General features: G+C 65.9%; 18 protein-coding genes. 6 read left to right on the top strand and 12 right to left on the bottom strand.

The annotated features are described in order from the left end of the window. Positions 1-31 precede the first annotated feature (31 nt). The 3 genes from IPG14_RS17485 to IPG14_RS17475 all read right to left on the bottom strand — a co-directional run bounded on the left by IPG14_RS17485 (position 32) and on the right by IPG14_RS17475 (position 2,067). Complete coding sequence (locus tag IPG14_RS17485) at positions 32-391, bottom strand: hypothetical protein (protein WP_343389442.1); 360 nt, start codon at positions 389-391, stop codon at positions 32-34. Between the two features lie 9 nt (positions 392-400). Beyond that, on the bottom strand, positions 401-1,300 hold the full coding sequence (locus IPG14_RS17480; RefSeq protein ID WP_343392674.1) for an LLM class F420-dependent oxidoreductase: 900 nt from the start codon (positions 1,298-1,300) through the stop codon (positions 401-403). A 77-nt stretch (positions 1,301-1,377) separates the two neighbouring features. Then, on the bottom strand, positions 1,378-2,067 hold the full coding sequence (locus tag IPG14_RS17475) for a Crp/Fnr family transcriptional regulator (protein ID WP_343385692.1): 690 nt from the start codon (positions 2,065-2,067) through the stop codon (positions 1,378-1,380). 118 nt (positions 2,068-2,185) lie between these two features. Here IPG14_RS17475 and IPG14_RS17470 point away from each other — a divergent pair, with 118 nt between their 5' ends. The 4 genes from IPG14_RS17470 (at position 2,186) to IPG14_RS17455 (ending at position 10,405) form a co-directional block, all read left to right on the top strand. After that, the gene (locus IPG14_RS17470; protein ID WP_343385693.1) at positions 2,186-4,231 is read left to right on the top strand and encodes an APC family permease; all 2,046 of its coding nucleotides are present in this window, start codon (positions 2,186-2,188) and stop codon (positions 4,229-4,231) included. 151 nt (positions 4,232-4,382) lie between these two features. After that, on the top strand, positions 4,383-8,930 hold the full coding sequence (locus IPG14_RS17465; protein ID WP_343392673.1) for a PAS domain S-box protein: 4,548 nt from the start codon (positions 4,383-4,385) through the stop codon (positions 8,928-8,930). A 25-nt stretch (positions 8,931-8,955) separates the two neighbouring features. After that, positions 8,956-10,002, top strand: a complete 1,047-nt coding sequence (ruvB, locus tag IPG14_RS17460) for a Holliday junction branch migration DNA helicase RuvB (RefSeq protein WP_343392672.1) — start codon at positions 8,956-8,958, stop codon at positions 10,000-10,002. Positions 10,003-10,015: 13 nt separating this feature from the next. Next, complete coding sequence (locus IPG14_RS17455) at positions 10,016-10,405, top strand: RidA family protein (RefSeq protein WP_343392671.1); 390 nt, start codon at positions 10,016-10,018, stop codon at positions 10,403-10,405. Here the strand turns inward: IPG14_RS17455 and IPG14_RS17450 are convergent. From IPG14_RS17450 to IPG14_RS17435, 4 genes are read right to left on the bottom strand one after another with little or no spacing between them, the layout of a single operon-like run. Continuing rightward, positions 10,402-10,800: a PIN domain-containing protein gene (locus tag IPG14_RS17450; RefSeq protein WP_343385697.1), complete on the bottom strand. Its 399-nt coding sequence runs from the start codon at positions 10,798-10,800 to the stop codon at positions 10,402-10,404. The two genes, IPG14_RS17455 and IPG14_RS17450, sit on opposite strands and share 4 nt — an antisense overlap. 8 nt (positions 10,801-10,808) lie before the next feature. Beyond that, positions 10,809-11,153 carry a hypothetical protein gene (locus IPG14_RS17445; RefSeq protein ID WP_343389449.1) on the bottom strand — a complete coding sequence of 115 codons (345 nt, stop codon included), beginning with the start codon at positions 11,151-11,153 and terminating at the stop codon, positions 10,809-10,811. Positions 11,154-11,200: 47 nt separating this feature from the next. After that, positions 11,201-11,938 carry a glutamine amidotransferase gene (locus IPG14_RS17440; protein WP_343392670.1) on the bottom strand — a complete coding sequence of 246 codons (738 nt, stop codon included), beginning with the start codon at positions 11,936-11,938 and terminating at the stop codon, positions 11,201-11,203. 32 nt (positions 11,939-11,970) lie between these two features. Continuing rightward, complete coding sequence (locus tag IPG14_RS17435; RefSeq protein WP_343392669.1) at positions 11,971-13,068, bottom strand: NAD(P)/FAD-dependent oxidoreductase; 1,098 nt, start codon at positions 13,066-13,068, stop codon at positions 11,971-11,973. Positions 13,069-13,319: 251 nt separating this feature from the next. On the opposite strand from IPG14_RS17435, the gene IPG14_RS17430 reads away from it, so the two are divergent. After that, positions 13,320-13,826 carry a GNAT family N-acetyltransferase gene (locus tag IPG14_RS17430; protein WP_343392668.1) on the top strand — a complete coding sequence of 169 codons (507 nt, stop codon included), beginning with the start codon at positions 13,320-13,322 and terminating at the stop codon, positions 13,824-13,826. Positions 13,827-13,835: 9 nt separating this feature from the next. Here IPG14_RS17430 and IPG14_RS17425 read toward each other — a convergent pair whose 3' ends face one another. After that, positions 13,836-14,633 (bottom strand): TIGR00730 family Rossman fold protein, encoded by a 798-nt coding sequence (locus IPG14_RS17425; protein ID WP_343392667.1) that lies wholly within the window; start codon positions 14,631-14,633, stop codon positions 13,836-13,838. Positions 14,634-14,762: 129 nt separating this feature from the next. Between IPG14_RS17425 and IPG14_RS17420 the strand changes: the two genes are divergently transcribed. Beyond that, the gene (locus tag IPG14_RS17420; RefSeq protein WP_343385703.1) at positions 14,763-14,969 is read left to right on the top strand and encodes a hypothetical protein; all 207 of its coding nucleotides are present in this window, start codon (positions 14,763-14,765) and stop codon (positions 14,967-14,969) included. Positions 14,970-14,980: 11 nt separating this feature from the next. Here IPG14_RS17420 and IPG14_RS17415 read toward each other — a convergent pair whose 3' ends face one another. The 4 genes from IPG14_RS17415 to IPG14_RS17400 all read right to left on the bottom strand — a co-directional run bounded on the left by IPG14_RS17415 (position 14,981) and on the right by IPG14_RS17400 (position 21,006). Further along, positions 14,981-15,457, bottom strand: a complete 477-nt coding sequence (locus tag IPG14_RS17415; RefSeq protein ID WP_343392666.1) for a hypothetical protein — start codon at positions 15,455-15,457, stop codon at positions 14,981-14,983. A 9-nt stretch (positions 15,458-15,466) separates the two neighbouring features. Then, complete coding sequence (locus IPG14_RS17410) at positions 15,467-16,729, bottom strand: pitrilysin family protein (RefSeq protein ID WP_343385705.1); 1,263 nt, start codon at positions 16,727-16,729, stop codon at positions 15,467-15,469. Positions 16,730-16,855: 126 nt separating this feature from the next. After that, positions 16,856-18,073 (bottom strand): acetyl-CoA acetyltransferase, encoded by a 1,218-nt coding sequence (locus IPG14_RS17405; protein WP_343385706.1) that lies wholly within the window; start codon positions 18,071-18,073, stop codon positions 16,856-16,858. 107 nt (positions 18,074-18,180) lie between these two features. Continuing rightward, a complete protein-coding gene (locus IPG14_RS17400) occupies positions 18,181-21,006 on the bottom strand; it encodes a cation-translocating P-type ATPase (protein WP_343392665.1) in 2,826 nt (941 codons plus the stop codon). Positions 21,007-21,011 lie beyond the last annotated feature (5 nt).

The raw sequence follows: 21,011 nt of genomic DNA, 5'->3' as shown, positions 1-21,011 counted from the left end.
CGCGTCCAAATTGGAGGGGATCCCCCTCCCCCTAAAGGGTGAGGTCGAACCCGTCGCTCGAGCGCAATGCCACCGGCGGCGGCGTTCCGGCGAGTACGCGGAAGAAGCGATCCCCGGGGTCAGCCGCAAGCTCGTGGGCCGTCCCCGCGGAGTCAACAACGGACCATTCGCCTCGGCCGGGATTGGCTATCTCGAAGTACCAGCCCGCCGAATCGGCTCCCCAGCGGCGCAGCGACGGCCCGGGAGAGCCGGGATCGCGCAGCCATGCGATGACTTTGCCCCAGGTGAGCACCAGAACCCCGACGCCCAAGCCGATCGCCAGCCACGAGACCAGCTCGAGTTGGCCGAGCGTCTCTCGCGCCTGGTGGGCAGCATGGAGGAATCCGGGCACCTGGCGATGCTACTTGAAGTAGCTCATGACCTCGCGCGCGAAGCGGTCCATCACGGCGGTCTTCGCCTCGACCGTGGCGCCCAGGTTGAAGTCGGGGATGATCACCTCGTCGACTCCGGCCTCGGCGTACTGCTCGATGGTCGCGCGGACGCCGGGCCCGTCGCCGCCGATAACCGGCCGTCCTGAAGCCTTCATGCGCTCCACCGCGGCGGCGTCATCGGTGAGGACGAGCATCCCCTGGGTCGAATGCTTGATGGATCTTGGGTCGCGCCCCAGCTCCTCGCAGTAGCGATCGAGGATCGCGCCTTTCCTCGCGAGCAGTTCGGGCGTGCCCCAGACATTCCACTCGTTCGCGTACTTCGCCGCGATCCGCAGGGTCCGCTGTTCGCCGCCGCCGCCGATCAGGAGCGGAAGCGGCTGCTGGACGGGCTTGGGTGCGAGGGGCGCGTCCGTGAGCTGGTAGTGCTTGCCGCTGAAGTTCGTCTGTGCGTTCGTGAAAAGCCCCGTAACCACTTCGCAGGCCTCTTCGAAGCGGTTCATGCGCCCGCCGAGCGTCGAGAAGTTGATGCCGTAGGCCCTGTGCTCGTTCTCCTGCCAGCCTGCGCCCAGGCCGAGGACGCAGCGTCCGCCGGAAATGTTGTCGACGTTCGCGGCCATCTTGGCGAGCACGGCCGGGTGGCGGTAGGTGTTCCCGGTGACCAGCGCGCCGATGCGCACGCGGGGGACAGCGACCGCGAGCGCAGCGAGGGTCGTCCAGCATTCGGAGGTGGGGCCGCTCGTGTCTTCCGCGTTGGGCATGAAGTGGTCTGCGTACCAGATGCCGTGCCAGCCGGCGGTCTCGGCGTGCCTGGCAAGGGCGAGCGTATCGCTCCAGGAGTTGTTCGGGCCGGGCCAAAAGCCAAAGCGCATGGGGTCTACCTCCGGGTGTGCGGAGATTCTGGAGCCGGGAGGCTGGGTTGTCGATTGAGGTCCGCGATTGCCCGGCGTCAGGCAAAGGTCCGCAGGGCACTTGCGTCATCGATGATGACTGCCCCGCGCGAGAGGGTGATCCAGCCGTCGCGGGCAAACTGGTTCAGTTGCTTGTTCACGCTCTCGCGGCTCACTCCGAGCATCGATGCAAGCTCGGCCTGGGTAACCTGGAGGCGGGGGCGGCGCGAGCTCGGGCCATCGGCGTGTGCCGCGGCGAGCGTCAGGAGGTGCTTCGCCAGGCGGTGAGCCAGGTCCAGGAAGACCAGGTCCGTCACGATGTCGTTCGTGCGGCGAATGCGGAGGGAGAGCGTCTCGAGCAGCGCGAGCGCCGCCCCGGGCCGGTCCCGCACCCAGTTCACGAAGTCATCGCGCGAGACGACGAACGTCCGGGTCGCCTGCATGGCCGTCGCAGTCGCCGAGCGGGGCCGCCCGTCGAACAGCGCCAGCTCGCCGGTGCAGTCTCCCGGGCCGATCAGGGCGAGTGTCGCTTCCGAGCCAGAACCGGAGAGCCGGCTCATGCGGATGCGGCCTTCGACCACCACGTAGATCGCGTCGCCCGGGTCACCTTCATGGAAGATCGTGGCGCCGGAGGTGAATCGGCGAACCCGCCCGCGCGAAGCCAGCGCCTTGAGATCGTCATCGGGGAGACGTGCGAGGAGCGGCAGATCGCGGATGTAGGCATCGTTTCGTGAGTCGGTTGCGGCCAAGGAGTTCTCCGTGAACTCTTCTACCACCGGGCCGGAATCGCCGCCAGTCGGGTAGCGCCGGGCCGCCAGAACTCGAACAAATTGCAGACCATAACCGCCGCGAGAGTAACCTACGCCAATGCCGTCGCCTGGTTCGGGCCCACAGTACACACCAGTCGCCGATAAAGAAGGCCGGGTCACCCGCTACCGGGTCGAGTTCCCCCACGCCGGCATCGTCGAGCTTGAATCCGGGCACTTCGAGGCCACGGAGTTCGCCGAACGGCGTCGCGGCTGGGGCGGCCGCCTGGCCAACTTCAAGGACTCCCTTATCGGCACGTCGATGAACAGCAAGCGGCTCGCTGAGGAGCGCCTGAGCAAGAAGGTCGCGCTCGCCATCTTCTCCTCCGATGCGCTCTCATCCACGGCCTATGCGACCCAGGAGATCCTCCTGGTCCTCGTTATCGCCGGGACCTCCGCGATCCACCTCTCCCTCCCCATTGCCCTGGCCATCACGGCGCTGCTGGGCATCGTCGTGGTTTCGTACAGCCAATTGATCAAGGCGTACCCCTCCGGTGGAGGCGCCTATACCGTCGCGCTGGAGAACCTGGGCGTGATTGCCGGACTGATCGCAGCTGCATCACTGCTCATCGACTACACCCTGACCGCGGCGGTGAGTATCGCCGCCTGCGTCGAAGCGATCGTCTCAGCCGCCCCGGATGTCGATAGCGCCCGCGTGCCAATCGCGGTTGGCCTCATTGCGCTCATCGCGCTGGGAAACCTGCGGGGTATTCGCGAATCCGGCACGCTGTTCTCGATCCCGACCTACGGCTTCGTCTTCATTCTCGCGGGCACGATCGTCATCGGCATGGCCCGGGTCTTCATGAGCGACGACCCGAACATCCTGAGGACGGGCGAGCCGAAAGAGGCTGCCGAGGACGCCACCCACGCGCTCACACTCTTCCTCGTCCTCCGGGCGTTCTCGGCCGGCTGCGCAGCACTGACCGGTGTCGAGGCCATCTCCAACGGCGTTTCATCGTTCAAGCCGCCCGAGTGGAAGAACGCGATCGCGACCATGGTTTCGATGGCGTTCCTCCTCGGGTTCCTGTTCCTTGGGACAACGATTCTCGCCCGCCATTACGGCATCATTTTCGAACACGGCGACAAAGAGACCGTCATGTCCCAGGTGGGCGAAGAGGTCTTCGGGCGAAACCTCCTGTACTACCTCCTCCAGGGATTCACGGCGGGAATCCTCTTCCTCGCCGCCAACACGGCCTACAACGGCTTCCCCATCCTGGCAGCCATCCTCGCGCGTGATGGCTACATGCCCCGCGTCTTCCACGCCCGCGGCAATCGCCTCGTCTTCAGCTACGGCATCGCCGCGCTGACCGGGTTCGCGGCCCTGCTCCTGGTGATCTTCAACGCCACCACCACGCAGCTCATCCCGCTGTACGCCCTCGGGGTGTTCCTCTGCTTCACGCTTGCCCAGGCGGGCATGGTCGCCCTCTGGTTCAAACGGAAGACGCCCGGATGGAAGCGGTCAGCCGTGATCAACGGCTTCGGCGGCGTCGTCACGGGCATCGTCTTCGTCATCATCATGGTGACGAAGTTCGGGGAAGGCGGCTGGATCGTGGTCGTCGCGATCCCCCTCTTCACAGCCGGACTCTGGTGGATCGGCCGCTTCTACAAGCGACTCCAGCGCCAGCTCTATGTATCGCCGGACGCCCAGCTCGATATGCGGCCGAACGGCGAGTCCCGCGTGCCGATCATCGTCCCGGTCGAAGACATCAACCTCGCAACGGTCATGACGCTGGGTGCGGCCTGCGAGCGCTCACGCGAGGTGGTGGCTGTCCACGTCATCGTGGACCCGGATGCCCCATCCACCGTGGAGCAGCGCTGGAGCCGCCAGTTCCCATCCATCCCGCTTGTCGTCATCGCCTCGCCCTTCCGGAATGCTTCGGACCCAATCGCTCGTTACGTTGACGATCGCCTCAAGCGCGCCCCCCACGAAGTGACTGTCATGATCCCGCTCCTGGAAGTGCGGCGACCGTACCACCGTCCGCTCGTGAACCAGAGCCTGAAGCGGCTGCAGCGGATGTTGGAAAACCGGCGGCACGTGAACCTTGTGGCCTATCCCTTCAGCACCGGGAGCATGGGCCGCCGGCGCGGTCGTACCTCCATCCCCTGAGACCCGCAGACTCCCGGCGCCGCACCGCCTCGCACCGTCGAATTGGGGTTTCCACCTAGAGTAATCACGGATAATCGCCTACTAAACTGTCCGGGCCGGCGCCGGCGCCCGACCGGGCGACTGGCCATGAGAAGAGGTCCCCGGGCCACCTGTGAACATCGCCATCGTCGCTGCCGAGATGGAGACTGCGGAGCGGCTCAGCCGGGCGCTTCGCGCCTCGGGCTTCGATGCGCGCGCCTTCCCTCCCGGGCTTCCCATCCCCGAAGGCATGGATGCGCTCGCTCTCGATGGCTTCCCTGTCGGATCGTGGCCGGCCATTCTCGCGGCCCTCATCCCCGCGGAAGCGCCGCGCCCGTATTGCTTTGCCGGGATCAGTGACCTTTCGGCCCAGGCCGTCGATGCCGGGCTCCGGGCAGGCATGGACGAGTTCTACGTCGCCGGGACGGAAGCGTCGATCGTCTTCCGCGTCACGCTCTGGGCGCGCAAGGGTGTCTACGCAGCCGTGGCCGAAGCGGCCGCCCAACGCATCGAACAGGCGAACGACGTCATCTACACGATCGACTTCGAGGGCCGCTTCACCTCCGCCAACGCGGCCGCCGAACGGCTCACCGGGGTGCCGCGCGAACAGCTCATGGGCAAACACCTCTCCGAGTTGCTGCCCCCGGAGTACGCGGAGCTCGCGATGGCGCATGCCAACTCCAAGCTCGCCGGCGAGTCGGAGTCCTCCGTCTATGAGCTGCAAATCCTCCATGCCGATGGCCGGCCGCGCTGGGTGGAAGTCAGCAGTCGATTGCTCGTGGAGAATGGCCGGCCGAGCGGCGTCCAGGGCATCGCCCGCGATGTGACCGCGCGTCGAGAGATGGAACTCGGCCTGACGTTCCGGGCCGAAGTCCTCGAGAACCTCCAGGCTGCCGCGTTCGCCGTCGATAGCGATGGCGTCGTCCTCTTCTGGAACCGGGGCGCGGCGGCGATGTTCGGCATCCCCGCCGCCGAGGCCGTCGGCAGGCCCGTCATCGAGCGCATCCTCCCGGAGGAGCGCGTCGCGCGGGCGCTCGGATCACTTCGCGCCGACGGCGGCCTCGGGCCCCGCTCGCGCGAAACCACCCTCATGCGCGCCGATGGGACGGCGTTTCCCGCCCACATCGCCGCCTCGACCCTCCGTGACTCGGACGGAGTCGCGATTGGCGCCGTTGGTGTCTGCATCGACCTCACCGAGCGCATCGCCAGCGAAGAGGCTCTCAAGGCATCCGAAGAGCGCTACCGGGCCGCATCCGAGTCAAGCCTCGAAGCGTTCGCCATCCTGCACTCGGTCCGCGATGAGCGCGGGGCGATCGTGGACTTCCGGTTCGTCGACATGAACCCCGCGGCCGAGCGACTCCTGACAATCCCCCGGGATGTCGCCATTGGCGGTCTGATTCGCGAGTTGCTCCCGGCGATCAGCTCCCGCGGGTTCTTCGATGCGTATGTGGACGTGGTTGATTCGGGTGAGCCGCTCGACGCGGAAGCGCACCTGACCTCGCCAAGAATTTCCGCGGAGTGGGTACACCAGACGGTGGTGCGGCTCGGCGACGGGATCGCCGTCACACTCCGTAACATCACCGAGCGGAAGCGCCAACAGCTCGAACTCGACCAGGCGAGAGCTCAGCTGAAGGCGGTTTTCGAGAGTACCTCCGAAGGCATCCTGGTCATCGCCCCAGACCTGACCCTCATCGTTGCGAACCATGCGAGCAACGAAGGCGCGATCGCCGCGTACGGCTCGGCCCCGCTCCCAGGTGATTACCTTCGTCCGTGGGTTGCCGAACATGATTGGGACGCTTTCCAGGAGAATTGCCGCCGGGCGCTCGCAGGCGAGCGAATCACTTCCACCTCGGCCCTTCCCCGCGGGAGCGGGGGCCAGGCATGGTATGAGTTCACTTTCAACCCGGTCCGCGACGAAACGGACCAGATCTATGCGGTCAGCGTAATCGCGCGCGACATCACCGAGGCGCGCCGCCTGGGGCGAGAACTCGCCGAGCGCGAGGCCGCGCTCCAGGCCGTCTTCTCCTCCATGAACGAAGCGCTGATGCTCGTCGACGACGAACTTCGGTTCATCATGGGCAACCCGATCGCTCTCGAACGGGTTAAGAAGTTCGGTGGTTCGCCGCCGGAGACCGGGAACGCGATGGAGGAGTACATCCCGCCCGAGCGCTGGGCCAGCTTCCGGGAGTACATCACCCGGGCTTTCCTTGGAGAACACCCGGCCATCGAACTCCAGCTCACAGACCCGAAGACGGGCGCGGTGAGCTGGTGGGAACACGTTTATCACCCCGTGCGCGATGCATCCGGCGAAGTGGTCGCCGCAGCGGCAACCAGCCGTGATATCTCGGCACGGAAGGCCGCAGAGGAGGCCCTGCGCCGGGCAACGGCACACCATCGCGCAGTCATCGAAAACACCACTGACGGCATGTTCGCCCTCGATATCGAGGAGTCTCCCAACGGGCAGACCTTCCGCGTCGCGATGGTCAACTCAGCATTCGAACGGCTCACCGGGCTCTCAGCCGAGCGCGTCACTGGCCTCCCGGTGGAGGAAGCCCTCCCGCGCTGGATAGTCCCGGCCGCGCTCGAGCACTACCATCGGGTGATCACCGCGGGCGCCCCGATCACCTACGAGGAGGTGATCTCCTACGGTGACCGACCGCACGTACAGACAACCATGTCTCCGGTGTTCGATGCCGAGGGTCGCTGCGTGCAGATCATCGGAAGTTCCCGCGACATCACCGCGTCTGTCCGTCTCGCTGAGGAAGAGCGGGCTTCCCGGGAGCGCGCCGAACGCCTGGCGATCATCGTCCAGTCGGCCAACGACGCCATCCAGGCGATTGACCTGCAGGGGATCATCACTTCGTGGAGCCCCGGGGCGACGCGGGTGTACGGCTATACCGCCGAGGAAGTAATCGGACAGCCAGCGTCCATGCTCTACACCGACGACGAGCAAGTGGTGAACGAAACGCTGAGACGCTTCGAAGGCCTGCTCACAGGCGAGGGTTACGTTGGAGTCCCCACCAGGCGGAAACACAAAGACGGTCACACCATCGACATCATCGTCTCTGCCTTTCCGCTCCGGGACAGCGCGGGGAACATCATCGGCGCCGGGAGCACCGCCACCGACGTCACCGAGCAGCGCCGGACCGAGGCTGCCTTCCGGGAGAAGGCAGCCGACCTGGACGCCGTCTTCTCCACTTCGCGCGACCAAATCCTCCTCCTCGACACAGAAGGAACGATCATCAACGCCAACCCCGCGGCACGCCTGGCCTGGCGCCTCGGCCGGCCGGACCGGGTGCTGGATGGCAGGTTCCGTGACTTCGTCCCCGCTGAGGACGCTCCCGACTTCGATGTGAAGTTCGCCGCTGCCCTCCGTGGCGAGCCCACGGCCTTCGAACGGCACACGCGTCTCGGCGGGAACTCCGCCTGGTTCGATGTGAGCTATGGGCCTGTGCGGCTCGAAGACGGCTCAATCCGCGGCGTCGTCATCACGAGCCGCGACATCACGGACCGCAAGCGCAGCAGCGAGGCACTCCTCCAGGCACAGAAACTTGAATCTTTGGCGGTGCTCGCCGGCGGCATCGCCCACGACTTCAACAACTTGCTCGTCGGGATCCTCGGCAACGCTGGCCTCGCCCTCGCGGGACTCCCGGCGAACTCGCCGGCCCGGCCCACGATCGAAGCGATCGAGCTCGCCGGCCAACGCGCCGCGGAACTCGCCCGCCAGATGCTCGCGTATTCGGGGAAGGGGAACTTCCTCATCCAGGACATCGACCTCAGCGCCGTCGTCCAGGAAATGACCCACCTCCTGCGCGTATCCATTGGCAAGGCGATCGACCTTCGCCTGCACCTCGCCAGCGACCTCCCCCTCGTCCAGGGCGATGCGACGCAGCTCCGCCAGGTCGTCATGAACCTCGTCGTCAACGCGAGCGATGCGATCGGCAGCGCCCACGGCGTCATCTCAATCACCACATCGACCGTCGAAGCCACCCGCGCGCTACTCGCCGGAACGTACCTCTCGCCCGACCTGCCCGCCGGCCGCTACGTGTCACTCGAAGTCGAAGACACCGGGTCCGGCATGGAAGCTGAGACACTCGCCAGGATCTTCGATCCGTTCTTCACGACGAAGTTCACCGGGAGGGGGCTTGGGTTGGCCGCCACCCTCGGGATCATGCGCGGACACCGTGGCGCTATCAAAGTCGAGACCGAAACCGGCAAAGGGACGGCCTTCCGCCTGCTCTTCCCCGCGAGCGCCGAGTCTGCGTCGCCGCATCCCCCGGTGCTGCAGCCCGCACCCTGGCGCGGGTCTGGCACCGTGCTCGTTGTCGATGACGAACCCACCGTACGCAACGTCACAGCCAGAGCGCTGAAATCCTTCGGCTTCGATGTCCTCGAAGCGGCGGACGGAATCGAGGGAGTCGAAATGTTCCGGCAACACCCCGAAATCGCCTGCGTCCTTCTCGACATGACCATGCCCCGCATGAACGGAGAGGCCGCTTTCGGAGAGATCCGGAAAGAACGTCCAGAAGCGCGAGTCATCCTCATGAGCGGCTACGCCGAGCAGGACGCAACCGACAGGTTCGGCGGCAGCGGGCTTTCCGGCTTCATCCAGAAGCCATACGACCTGGCCACGCTCAGAAGCGTGGTCCGCAACGCCATCGGAGCCGACCCCGCCCCCTAGAACATCCGTGCGGTATACTCCCCTTGTGACCGATGACGGACGCATCGTGGCCGCCGATCTGGATGCCGATGACGGCGACGAACGCTCCCTGCGGCCCCGCTCCCTTACCGAATTTCCCGGACAGGATCGGATCAAGGAGAACGTGAGTATCGCCATCCAGGCGGCCCAGGGCCGCGGCGAAGCGCTCGATCACCTCCTGCTTTACGGCCCACCAGGGCTCGGCAAGACCACCATCGCCAACATCATCGCGAACGAAATGGGCGTCGCCATCCGGACGACGAGCGGTCCCGCGTTCGAGCGTCCGGGAGATCTCGCCGCCATCCTTACCGGTCTCAAGGAACACGACATCCTCTTTATCGATGAGATCCACCGGCTCTCGCGCGCCGTTGAAGAGATCCTCTATCCGGCAATGGAAGACTTCGCCCTGGACCTGGTCATCGGCAAGGGGCCGGGGGCTCGCACCGTACGCCTGGCAATGCCACGCTTCACCCTCATCGGCGCCACGACGCGCTACGCCATGATCAGCGCGCCCCTCCGCGACCGCTTTGGATCGGTTTTCCGCCTGGACTTCTATGACGCGGCAACTCTCACAACGATCGTCAAGCGCTCGGCCGAAATCCTGGGCACCAATGTGCCAGAGGATTCGGCCATGGAGATCGCCCGGCGTTCCCGGGGTACTCCCCGCATCGCGAACCGACTGCTCCGCCGGGTGCGAGATTTCGCCGAAGTGCGCAACGGCGGCGTGGTGACACTCGAGTCCACGCGGGCCGCCCTGGCGAAGCTCGATGTCGATGACCTGGGACTGGACGACGCCGACCGTGCGGTCCTCCGTTGCATCATCGAGAAATTCGGCGGCGGGCCCGTCGGCCTCGAAACCATCGCTGCCGCCATCTCCGAGGAATCCGACACCATCATGGACGTCTACGAACCGTTCCTCTTGCAATGCGGCTTCCTCAACCGGACACCGAGGGGGCGCATTGCGACGGCCGCCGCGTATGCGCATCTCGGGATCCCCCTCCCAGATCAGCCCGTTCCAGCGGCCCAGCAGAGCGGGCTCTGGGAAGACGAGTGAAGGGACGAAAACCATGAAGCGAAGGCTCATTTCTTCGGGAGGCCCCTGGGAAGACGTGGTTGGATACTCGCGCGCCGTCCGCGTCGGAGATTCCGTCTTCGTCGCCGGGACGACGTCGGCAGAGCCTGACGGCGCCATCTTCGGCGGCGACGACGGCTATCTCCAGGCGAAACGCTGCTTCGAAATCATCGAGCGGGCACTTCACCAGGCCGGGGCGGGGATGCGCCACGTCGTGCGCACGCGCATGTTCGTGACCGACATCCGCCGCTGGGAGGAGTTCAGCAAGGCCCACGGTGAGGTTTTCCGCGACATCAAACCCGCTGCAACGATGGTCCAGGTGAGTGCTCTCATGGCCCCGGGCATGCTCATCGAGATCGAGGTTGACGCCGTCGTCGACGACTAACGCAGGACTCGGAGGCCCGTCCCGTTCGCGATTGGGACGAAGTCCTCGTCGAAGGTGAGGATGGCCGCACAGCCAAGTTCGAGCGCAACAAGCAGGTTCGCGTGGTCAACGACCGACGCTGTCTTGTCGTGCCAGCCAAGAAAGCGGCGGAGCGCTTCCGCCTCCGCCACTTCATCGACACGGACCGCCGTGACCTCGGCATCAACGATCCGGCGAAGCTTGCTGACCGTGTGCATCCCGCTGCGCCGGCACAGGGCGAGCGCTTCGTAATACGTCCAGTTGCTGGTAACGAGTTCAGGCGTCCCGCTCTCTCGCAACGCTCTCAAGTTCCGCCGCACGGAGAGGAACCACTGGTCCCGCTCCAGCGCGAGCGGGACCAGTGCGCTGGCATCCATGAAAACCTTCAATGGGAGTCGTACTCCTCGCGGTCTTCCGCGACGTGAAGCGTCCGGCGTTCGGCAGCCTTCGGGTAGCCGTAGAGGTGGTGTTTCACGTCCGAGAGGTCCGTTGGATAGGATGCTTCGTCCCCGAGCTCCTGGTCTTCCTTACGGAACTGTTCGATGAGTGCCTCGTAACGCTCCCAGTCGAACTGCTTGGGTTCGGGCTTCACTTTCGCCGGCTCGCCGAGGAGATGCCGGAGCCCCGCCTCGACCAGGTCTTTCATCGGGACGCCATCTACGGCAGCCTTCACTTTCAGCCGGCGGTAGAGGTCTTCGTCATCGAGGACGACCGTTAGTCTCGCGCTCATTTTGTTTCTCCTGTGCGAACACACTTTCACACTTTAGCACTGGTCTGTCAACTCCGGCGTTTTTCGGTGATCCTGACCGCATTAGCGTGGGCGCCGGTTTCTGCGGTGTCTTCCAGCGGCTCGAGCCCGACACCAGGGCCGTACCGGCGGCGAAGGCCCGCGACGATGAGTGCATCTGCGAGCGCGGGGTTCTTGGGCAGGAGGCTGCCGTGCAGGTAGGTGCCGATCGCGTTCTTATGGCGGGCTCCTTCGGTGCGGTCTCCGTTGTTGTTCCCCGCCCCGTAGCGCACCTTCCCAAAGGGCGCTTGCCCGGGGGCGAGATAGGTGCGGCCACCGTGGTTCTCGAATCCCACCACTTCGCCCTCGGCCGTTTCGATGACCACGTCGCCGATACAGCGATCGGCCACCGGACCCGGGTGCCGCGTTTCGAGGTCGAAGACGCCAATCCCTGGGATGATTTCGCCGGCCTGGTCGATGTAGCGGCGCCCGAAGAGTTGAAATCCGCCGCAGACCACCAGCGCGGGCAACCCGTCCTCGATCGCCATCCGGATCCCTTCGCCGCGCCTCGCCAGGTCATCGGCAATGCGGCGCTGCTCCCTGTCCTGGCCTCCGCCGATCAGGACGAGGTCGAACGCTGCCGGGTCGAATGAGTCGCCGATGTTCACCTCAGTCAACGAGAACCCGATGCCGCGGGACTCGCAGCGGTAGCGCAACGCGATCACGTTGCCGCGGTCCCCATAGATATTCATGACGTCCGGGTAGAGGTGGGCGACGCGCAGGTCCATCGGCCCAGTGTGCCACCGGCTGCCTGCAGCGGTCACCCCGCAGGGGCAGGAGCCGGGGGGCCGCTCATCATCATTTGCAGCACTTCGGGAGAAGGATTGAGGTCCTGGCAGAGCAGGTTCGTCAGGCCGTAGAGCATGAAGGTCGCCTCGTTGCGCGCCGTCTCGTAGGCGCCCAACGCGACCTCGAACGTCTCCCTGCCGGCGAGGACGGCGCCAAGGGCTTCTGTGAGGCCCTCCGCATCGCGGAAGGCGTCGTTGATCCCTTGCCCCAGCAGCGGGTCGCGGTAGTAGCCGGCATCGCCCACGAGCGCCCACCCTGGGCCGAACGGCTTCCGATAGAAGCCCTTGTGGGGAGCCAGGCCGAAGATTCGGCTCGTCCGCTCGGCTCGCCGGAATCGTTCGGCGAGTGGCCCAAACGTCTCCAGGTCGGCCCGGAAGTTCCCTTCGACATCTCCGCGGAACTCCTTGAACCGTTCCGCCACAAACTCCACGCCGACGCACACCTCTCCATCGTTCGTGGGGAATACGAAATGGGCGGCGCCGTCGTTGAGGTAGAGTTCCGGACCGTCGTGGGTGAAGCCCCTGAAGTAGGTGTAGTAACCGGCGGTCGTGCCCCCGCCCTCGTTGTATTCGGGTGCGTTCACCTGGCGCGCCACGAACGACTCTCGTCCGTCAGCGCCGATGACGATCCGTGCCCGCTCCTCGAAGGCGTCCTCCCCCCTGTGGGCGCGAATTCCGGCGACGCTTCCGTCCTCAACGATGAGTCCGTCCACAGAAACGCCTTCGCGCACCTCCGCGCCCGCTTCCCGCGCGGCATCCACGAGGATCTTGTCGAGCACTGTGCGTCGAGGAGCGATGGCTTCCGGCTCGCTTCTGTCAGGCGGGATGGAGAATCCCTGAATCGACCGCGCGATGCCGCGGTAGGGTTCCACTCCGGTAGCGAGGACACGTTCGAACAGCCCCCATTCCTTCAACCTGGCAGTGCCGTCCGGCGTGATGTAGTGGGTCGAGAGCGTATCGCTCGGGAAGGTCGCGCGGTCGACAAGCAGGACCCCGTAGCCCATCCGGGCGAGCAGCATGGCGGTGGGCGATCCGGCGCAACGCGCGCCGACAACGATGGCATCGAACACTTCGGGAGACCTCCACGCGATTTCGGTGAGTGGCCGCTGACTGTATAGCACGGGCATATGGTTGCAAGCCGCCAGCAAGGTCAGAATTGCGAATTGTGACTGGTCAACTGCCCCCCACTCGTGATCTTCTTCACATTCACCTCCGAACGCTGTTCGTCCTCGACGCCCGAGGAAGGCTCAGGACAGTCAACGAGCGCGGTGGACGAACCGCGCCTCGGGTCTACCGTGGTTCTGGCTCCGGTGGGAGGGTCTTGCGGACAAGGTCCGACCTGCCCGAGTTGGTCACGCGGTCGTGGCTCGCGTGCCGGGACGAAGGCGAACTTCGAGAGAAGGTGGCCGCGCACAGCGAGATTCTTACGGAATACCGGGGCCCCGCCTTCATCCTCCCCACGCAGACATCGTTCCATCCGGAGGTCGTGCCGGTCACCGCCGCGACACCGCTCCATCCCGACCTGGTCGCGCGCGGCTGGAGGCACGACGAGCAGGCTCCGTACTTCGGGATCATCCGCGATGGCACGGTCGTGTCGGTCTGCTACAGCTCACGTCTCTCCGCCGAAGCCGCCGCCGCCGGCGTCGAGACCGCCTCCGACTATCGCGGGCAGGGGCTCGCGCTGGAAGCGGTCCGGGCGTGGGGGGCGGCAGTCCAATCAACCGGACGGCTCGCGTTCTACAGCACGGAGTGGTCGAACGACGCCTCCCGAGGACTCGCAGCGAAGCTCGCGGCGTTCGAGTTCGGCGAGGACTGGCACCTCACCTGAGGCGGAAAGTCACTCGAAGAGGATGCGGCGCTTCTTCGGCGGAGCCGCGTACTTCAGCCCGAACGACTTCATCGCGGTGGCCTGGATGCGTGCAGCCGCCTCCGCTGGCGAGTCGGTCACATAGAGTCGAGCGATGTCATCAGCTTCGATCGTCCCCATCGCCAGCAGCCGATCTCGCAAGAAGGCTATCAGCGGCTGCCAGTAGTCCTGGCCAATGAGGACGCATGGGTAATTCCGGATCTTCCCTGTCTGGATCAGCGTCGAGATCTCGAACAACTCATCCAGGGTGCCGAACCCGCCGGGGAGCGCCACGAAGGCATAGGAGTACTTTGCCAGCATCACCTTCCGCACGAAGAAGTAGCGGAACTCAACGAAGGTATCGAGGTACTTGTTCGGCGCCTGCTCCATCGGGAGTTCGATGTTGCACCCGACCGAGCGGCCGCCGGACTCCATCGCGCCCCGGTTCGCGGCCTCCATCAGTCCGGGGCCGCCGCCCGTCATCACCGTAAAACCGGCCTGCGCGAGTTCGGCGCCGAGCTCCCTCCCCATCGCGTAGTACGGGTGACCTTCAGGGAAGCGCGCCGACCCAAAGACCGTGACGCACGGCCCGACCCAGTGGAGCTTGCGGAATCCGCGCAAGAACTCCCATCCGATGCGGAGGGTGCGCAGCAGCTCGTTGCCCCGATCCTGCGGGCCGGAGAGGAACACCCGCTCGCCGTTGCTCGGGGGCTTCTTGCCCCACTGTGGCGTGCCTGGGCTGGCGGGCGGGGCTGGAAGACCGTAGCTATCGGGGTCAGGTTCAGACATAGGTGCATCCTATCCCGGGGCACCTTCACGCGCCTTCCGGCGGGCTCATGCAGGCCGAGTGCATTTCCCTGTCCCGGCAAGGAATCGCCTATCGGTATTTAGGGGAATTCCCCTACTTTCGCCAGCCGAATGCTGGTCGAACTTCGGAATACGATGCCCGCTCTCCAAACCCGCCTGGCGCCCCGCACCGTCCACCTCTTCCCGAAGGCTGATGGTTGGATCCTGATGTGCGGCGACCGCGGCGAGCACTACGCCGATCTCGGGATCGCACTCGATGCCGCGACGGTTGGCGGCCGCCCGATACACGTCGTGGTCCACGAGCGCCGCACCTCGTAGGACGAAGGTACTCAGAAAACCAGATTGTCACTGACCCCACCGCCTGGCGGCGCTTCCGGCGCCGGCAGTCCCCGCAAGGCCCAGCGCTCGAGGTCAACCGGGTCGAAGTTCCCGATCGCATCAAACTCCCCCGGGTCATAGACAAAGGTGCTGCGGGCGGCGTCGCCCGCCGGGATCGCGGTGAGCTCGGCCCGGAACACCAGCGCCAGTTCCCAGCTCCCCTCCTCGAACGGGAAGGACATCGCGTCAGCCAGCGTGAGGTCCGAGACAGCCCCGTCGCACCAATCATCCGCGAGGGCCGCCGCAGCCTCGTAAGGGTTGCCGCCGAACTCTAGGACGTCCCAGGGCAACCAGCGGCCGCGGGCAGCGCTCGCCGCCACATCGAATACCACCAGCCGGCCTTCATAGACCGGGACAAGGTACACCGCGACGTGCGCCCCACCGGAAACGAACGTCTTGAACGGCTTGCCGAAGTACGCCTGTGCCACAGGAAGAGTCTAGACGCCCAGTGCCCTGGTGAACTCAGTTTCGTCGGAAAAGGGGCCGACGATCGCCATCGTTGCCTGGTCCGGCGAGAGGATGCGCTTCGCAACCGCCATCAGCTGGTCATACTCGACCGCCTCGATCTGCTCGACCACCTCGTCCACGGTCTGCACCCGGCCCAGCAGCAACTCCTGCGAACCAATCCATCCGGCAACCGAACGCGTGTCTTCCATCCTTAACTGGATCCGGCCCTTGGCCATCTCCTTCGCCTTTCGCAACTCCGCCGCCGGCAACCCCTTCAAGAGGCCATAGGTCTCTTCAAGCACCGCCTCGACCGTCACGCGAGCGTTTGAAGGATCGCACCCGGCGTAGATCGTGAACGACCCGGTGTCGCGGAATTCGCTCGGGTAGCTGTGGATGTCGTATACGAGCGCACGTTCTTCACGGAGTTCGAGGAACAGCCGGCTCGACATCCCTTCGCCGAGCACCGTGCTCAACAAGTCCACCGCGTACCGGTCCGGGTCGCTGAGCGAGACGCTCGGGTAAGCGAGGCAGATGTGTGCCTGCTCCGTCTCCTTCTGGCGGAGGGCGAAGCGCACGGTCCCGTTTCTCGCGGTGGCCGGGTACCAGGCGCCTGGGGCCTGTTTCGGGACAGCGCCGAGCCACCGTTCTGCCGCCGCCACGACTTCTTCGTGATTCACGTTGCCGGCAACCGCGAGGACCGTGTTTTCGGGCACGTATTGGCGGGCCAGGTAGGCATTCACCGCCGAAATCGGGAGGGATGAGACCGAATCCGGAGAGCCGCCCACATTCCGGCCAATCGGTTGGCCGGGCCAGAGCGTCTCGTCGATGAGGATTCCTGCCAGTTCGCCGGGGCTGTCCTCCACGCTCGCGAGCTCTTCGAGGATGACCGAGCGTTCCTTCTCCAACTCGGCAGGATCCATGATTGGCGCGCGGATCATGTCCGCGAGGATGTCGATCGTCTCCATCGCCGCAGTGTGTGGGACCTTGGCGTAGTAGACCGTGAGTTCCCTGTCGGTGGCCGCGTTATGAGAGCCGCCGACGGACTCGATTGCCTCCGAGATCTCCCGGGCAGTCGGCCGCCGCGAAGCACCCTTGAACAGCATGTGTTCGAGGAAGTGAGACAGGCCCGCCTCTTCGTCGGGTTCATAGCGGCTGCCCGCACCGACGTACATGCTGACGGTTGCGGAACGAGTGTGCGGCAGTTCGCCCGTAACAATGCGTAAGCCGTTGGGGAGCGTGGTCTTGTTGTGCATACAGGGATGCCATCCCTCCGATGGCTTGCCGATCTTACGAGGCGGCCGGAGTTCGGGATACGCGCCCGCGGAAGAGCAGAAGCAGACGCGTCCGGGCCGGCCGGCGGGCCCTCGGGGCACGACCCCTCAGCTGGCGGAGCCGACCACGAAGCAGGCACTCGTCGTCCCGCTGCCTCCGAGATTGAGCGTCGCCACGCGCCGTGCCCCCGCGACCTGGTAGGCCCCCGCGGAACCCACAACCTGGCGGTGAGCATCAAGGAGCTGGCGCACACCGGTCGCTCCCACCGGGTGCCCGGCGCCGATCAGGCCACCGCTCGGGTTGATGGGCAGCTTGCCGTCGAAGGCGATCGTCCCGTCTTCGATGGCCTTCCACGACTCGCCCGGCTCGGTGATGCCGAAGTGGTCGATAGCCATGTACTCCGAAGTCGTGAAGCAGTCGTGGGTTTCGATGGCGTCGAGAGACCACGCGTCTTCGATGCCGGCCCGCTTGAAGGCATCGACGATCGCCCGGCGGGTGTGCGGCAGGACGTATGGCGCCGTCGCACTTTCGGCCATCTTCTCGGCGAAGCTCATCGTCGCCGTCCGGTGGCCCCAACCTTCTATCTTGCTGACGCCCCTCGCGTCGCCTCCGCGCGAGGCGATGTACCGCTCGGTGTACGCCTTCGAAGCGAGGACGACCGCGACCGCCCCGTCGGTCACCTGGGAGGCGTCGCAGATGCGAATGCGGCCGGTCAGCACCTGCTGCATCTTCTCCGGGTTCGCCGGCCATTCGCGCGTCTGGGCGAGCGGGTTGCGCCGGGCGTTCTCGAAATTGATGTCTGAAATGCGGGTGAGGTGATCGGCGGAGAGACCGTAACGCTGTTCGTATTCATCGCCGAGCTTGCCGAAGAGCGCCGGGAACGGGAACGCGACACCCTTCGCTTCCTTCTCGTACCAGGCCGCGGTGCCCAGGAATTCACCACCCGCGGCGGCGTCCACCGTCTTCATGTGCTCGATCCCTGCGACCAGGGCGACGTCGTACCTGCCGGCTTCGATCTCCGCCGAAGCTGCCAGGATCGCCATCGATCCGGAGGCGCAGGCAGCCTCGTGCCGCGAGGTCGGCAGGCCGCGGAAGGCCGGATGCGTCTGGACCAGGAACGCGCCCAGGTGGCCCTGCATCGCGTACAGCTCTGCGGCGAAATTACCCACGTGGCCTGTCTCGATTTCATGCGCCGGGACGCCGGTCTCTTCGAGCGCCCCCTCCACGATCTCGGTCAGGATGTCGGGGATCTGCTGTCCCTGGCGCATCCAGTTTCGGGCGAAGTCAGTCTGGTAACCGCCGAGTATGAAGGTCTCCGAAGCCATTCCGTGCCCCTTTCGCGAAGCAGTGCCGTGCCAGATTAGCAGCCGGGATGCCGCGTTGCATCATGCAACTCAGGCGCGCGAGTCATCGGCTATGCGGACGTGCCAGGTCAGGCAGACCGGCGCAGGAGCAGCTTCCGGGCCTCGTCGGCCCAGAGCACCGTGCTCGCCAGAGCGCCGCACAACAGCCAGTCGGCCAGCGAGAGCGGGACAGTGCTAAATGCGTCCTGCAGGAACGGGGCGTGGACGACGGCCGCCTGAAAAGCGAGAGCAACGCCTATCGCAAGCCACAGGAGCCGGTTGGTGAACATCCGCCCGAAGGCGCTCGCCCGGTCGCTCCGCGAGTTGAAACAGTTGAAGAGCTGGGCGAGCACCAGCGTCGTGAACGCCATCGTGCGCGCCTGCCCGATATCTCCGTCGCCTCCGATGAATCCGCCCGGCAGGCGAAGATCAAGAGCGACCAGCGTGGCGACCGCCATGACGAGCCCCACGAAGATGATGCCCCCCTGCATCTCGCGGTCGATCACGCGATGACTCAGCCGCCGGGGCGGCCGATGCATGACATCACCCGAGGGAGGATCGAGGCCCAGCGCAAGGGCCGGGGCCGTATCGGTGAGCAGGTTGATCCAGAGGATCTGCGTGGCGAGCAGCGGTAGGGCGACAGCTTCGCCGGTCTGGTCCAACCCCAGCAATCGCGCGCCGAGCACACCGAGCAGCATCGTCAGGACCTCGCCCACGTTCGATGAGAGGAGGAAGCGGAGGAACGTCCGGATGTTGTCGAAAATCGCCCGTCCTTCGCGGACCGCCGAGACGATCGTCGCGAAGTTGTCATCCGCGAGGACCATGTCCGCCGCCTCGCGGCTGACATCCGTGCCAGAGATCCCCATGGCCACGCCGATGTCGGCCGCGCGAAGTGCCGGTGCATCGTTCACGCCGTCGCCGGTCATCGCGACGATGTTGGCGTCGGCTTGCAGGGCCCGGACGATCCGCAGTTTGTGTTCCGGCGCCACGCGCGCGTACACGGAGACTTCGCGGACCAAGTCCGTGAGGCGCGCATCATTGATAGCTTCGAGCTCCGCACCTGTGAGGACGCTCCCTGCCCGGGTGTCGAGTCCGAGTTCCGTTGCGATCCGCAAAGCGGTCCGAGGATGATCCCCGGTGATCATGAGCACGCGGATTCCGGCCGCCTGGGCATCGCTGATCGCCCGGGCTGCCTCGGGCCGGGGCGGATCGATGATGCCAACTGCCCCAAGGAATGTCAGCCCATGCTCATAGCTTTCGGGTGCAGCAACGCTGCGGGCGCCTTCGTCCTCCGGGAGTTCGCGGTAGGCGACTGCAAGGGGACGGAGCGCCTGGTCGGCCAGCCAATCGACGCTTTCAAGGATCTCCGCTTTGCGGGCAGCGCTGAGGGGCCGTACCGATTCAGCGGCGCGCTCGTGCGTGCAGCGTCCCAGCAGCACGTCGGGAGCTCCCTTGGTAACGAGAACCACCAGCCCATGACGATCGGCATCGGCATGAAGCGTACTCATGAGCTTGCGCTCGGAGGTGAAAGGGGCCTCGGCGAGCCGACCAAAGCGCGCCTCGCGCGTCGCGGTCGCGCCCAGCTTCGCCTCGGCCACGAGAAACGCCCCGTCGGTCGGGTCGCCCCGGACGGTCCACTCGCCTTCAACTTCCTGCAGGACCGCATCGCTGGCGAGCCCGCCGCCGCCAACCACCGCGAGCACCTCGTTCCGGAGCAGTTCATCGGCGGGCGCTTCTCCCAGTGCGCGCCCCGCCGTCAGTGCATGGCCCTCGGGCCGGTAACCGCTGCCGGTGAGGGTGACGACACCGGAAGAAGTAACCACCGTTGTCACGGTCATCTCATTCCGCGTGAGTGTGCCGGTCTTGTCGGAACAGATGACCGAGGCCGACCCGAGCGCTTCCACCGAGGAGAGCTTCTTCACGATGGCGCGCTCGCGGGCCATACGCTGGACACCGAGGGCGAGGATGACTGACAGCACGGCGGGCAGGCCTTCCGGCACGGCCGCAACGGCCAACGAAACCCCCACCAGCAGCACGTCGACGACATCGCTGGCGTCCTCGATATCAGAGGTCAGCACAATCGCTGCGACAACGACGGCGGCGATCAGGACTACCGCGAAGGCGAGCGTCCGCCCGATCAGCCTCACCTCCCGCTGGAGCGGCGTCGGATCGGCCTGCGTTTGTCCCAGGAGCCGGGCGATGTGACCGATCTCCGTGTTCATGCCCGTCGCTGTCACGACAGCACGGCCGCGCCCACTCGCCACAGACGTGCCGCCAAACACCATGTTGAGCCGGTCCCCGATGGCGACAGCGGAGGGGAGAGGAGCGGCGTCTTTCAGCACCGCTTCGCTTTCGCCGGTCAGCGCAGCCTCGGAGACCTGCAACGAGGCTGCATCCAGCAGGCGGCCATCGGCGGGGACCGCGGTGCCTTCTTCGAGTAACAGCACGTCGCCCGGGACCACTTCGGAGGCGGGCGTCGTTCGCGCCGCGCCGCTCCGCACGACCGTCGCCATCGGGGCGGCCAACCGCTTGAGGGCGGCGACCGCCTGCTCGGCACGCGCCTCCTGGAGGTATCCGAGAGCCCCGTTCGCGAGGACGATCCCGGCGATGACCAGGACCTCTATCGGCCAGCCGTTCGCACCCTCGACGAACCACACAGCCAGTGAAACCGCGATCGCCGCGGCGAGGAGGTAGGTCAGCGGGTCCTGGAACTGCGCGAGCACTTTTCGCCACGCCGGCGAAGCCTCGCCGGCGTCCAATTCGTTCTTGCCGAAGCGTTCAATCCGTGCCGCCGCTTCGCTTTCATCAAGGCCGCGAACCGCGTCGGTGGAGAGCGCCCGCACAACCTCGGCCGCCCCGATTAACCAGGGGTCGCCGGGGTCGCCGGCAGGGTGGTGCGTCGGCCGGGAGGTCACGTGCT

It is taken from the genome of Candidatus Amarobacter glycogenicus, from assembly GCF_016704105.1.
Lineage (GTDB): Bacteria > Chloroflexota > Dehalococcoidia > Tepidiformales > Tepidiformaceae > Amarobacter > Amarobacter glycogenicus.
The sequence above is the reverse complement of the archived record's forward strand: the minus strand, read 5'-3'. Positions and strand labels throughout refer to the sequence as shown.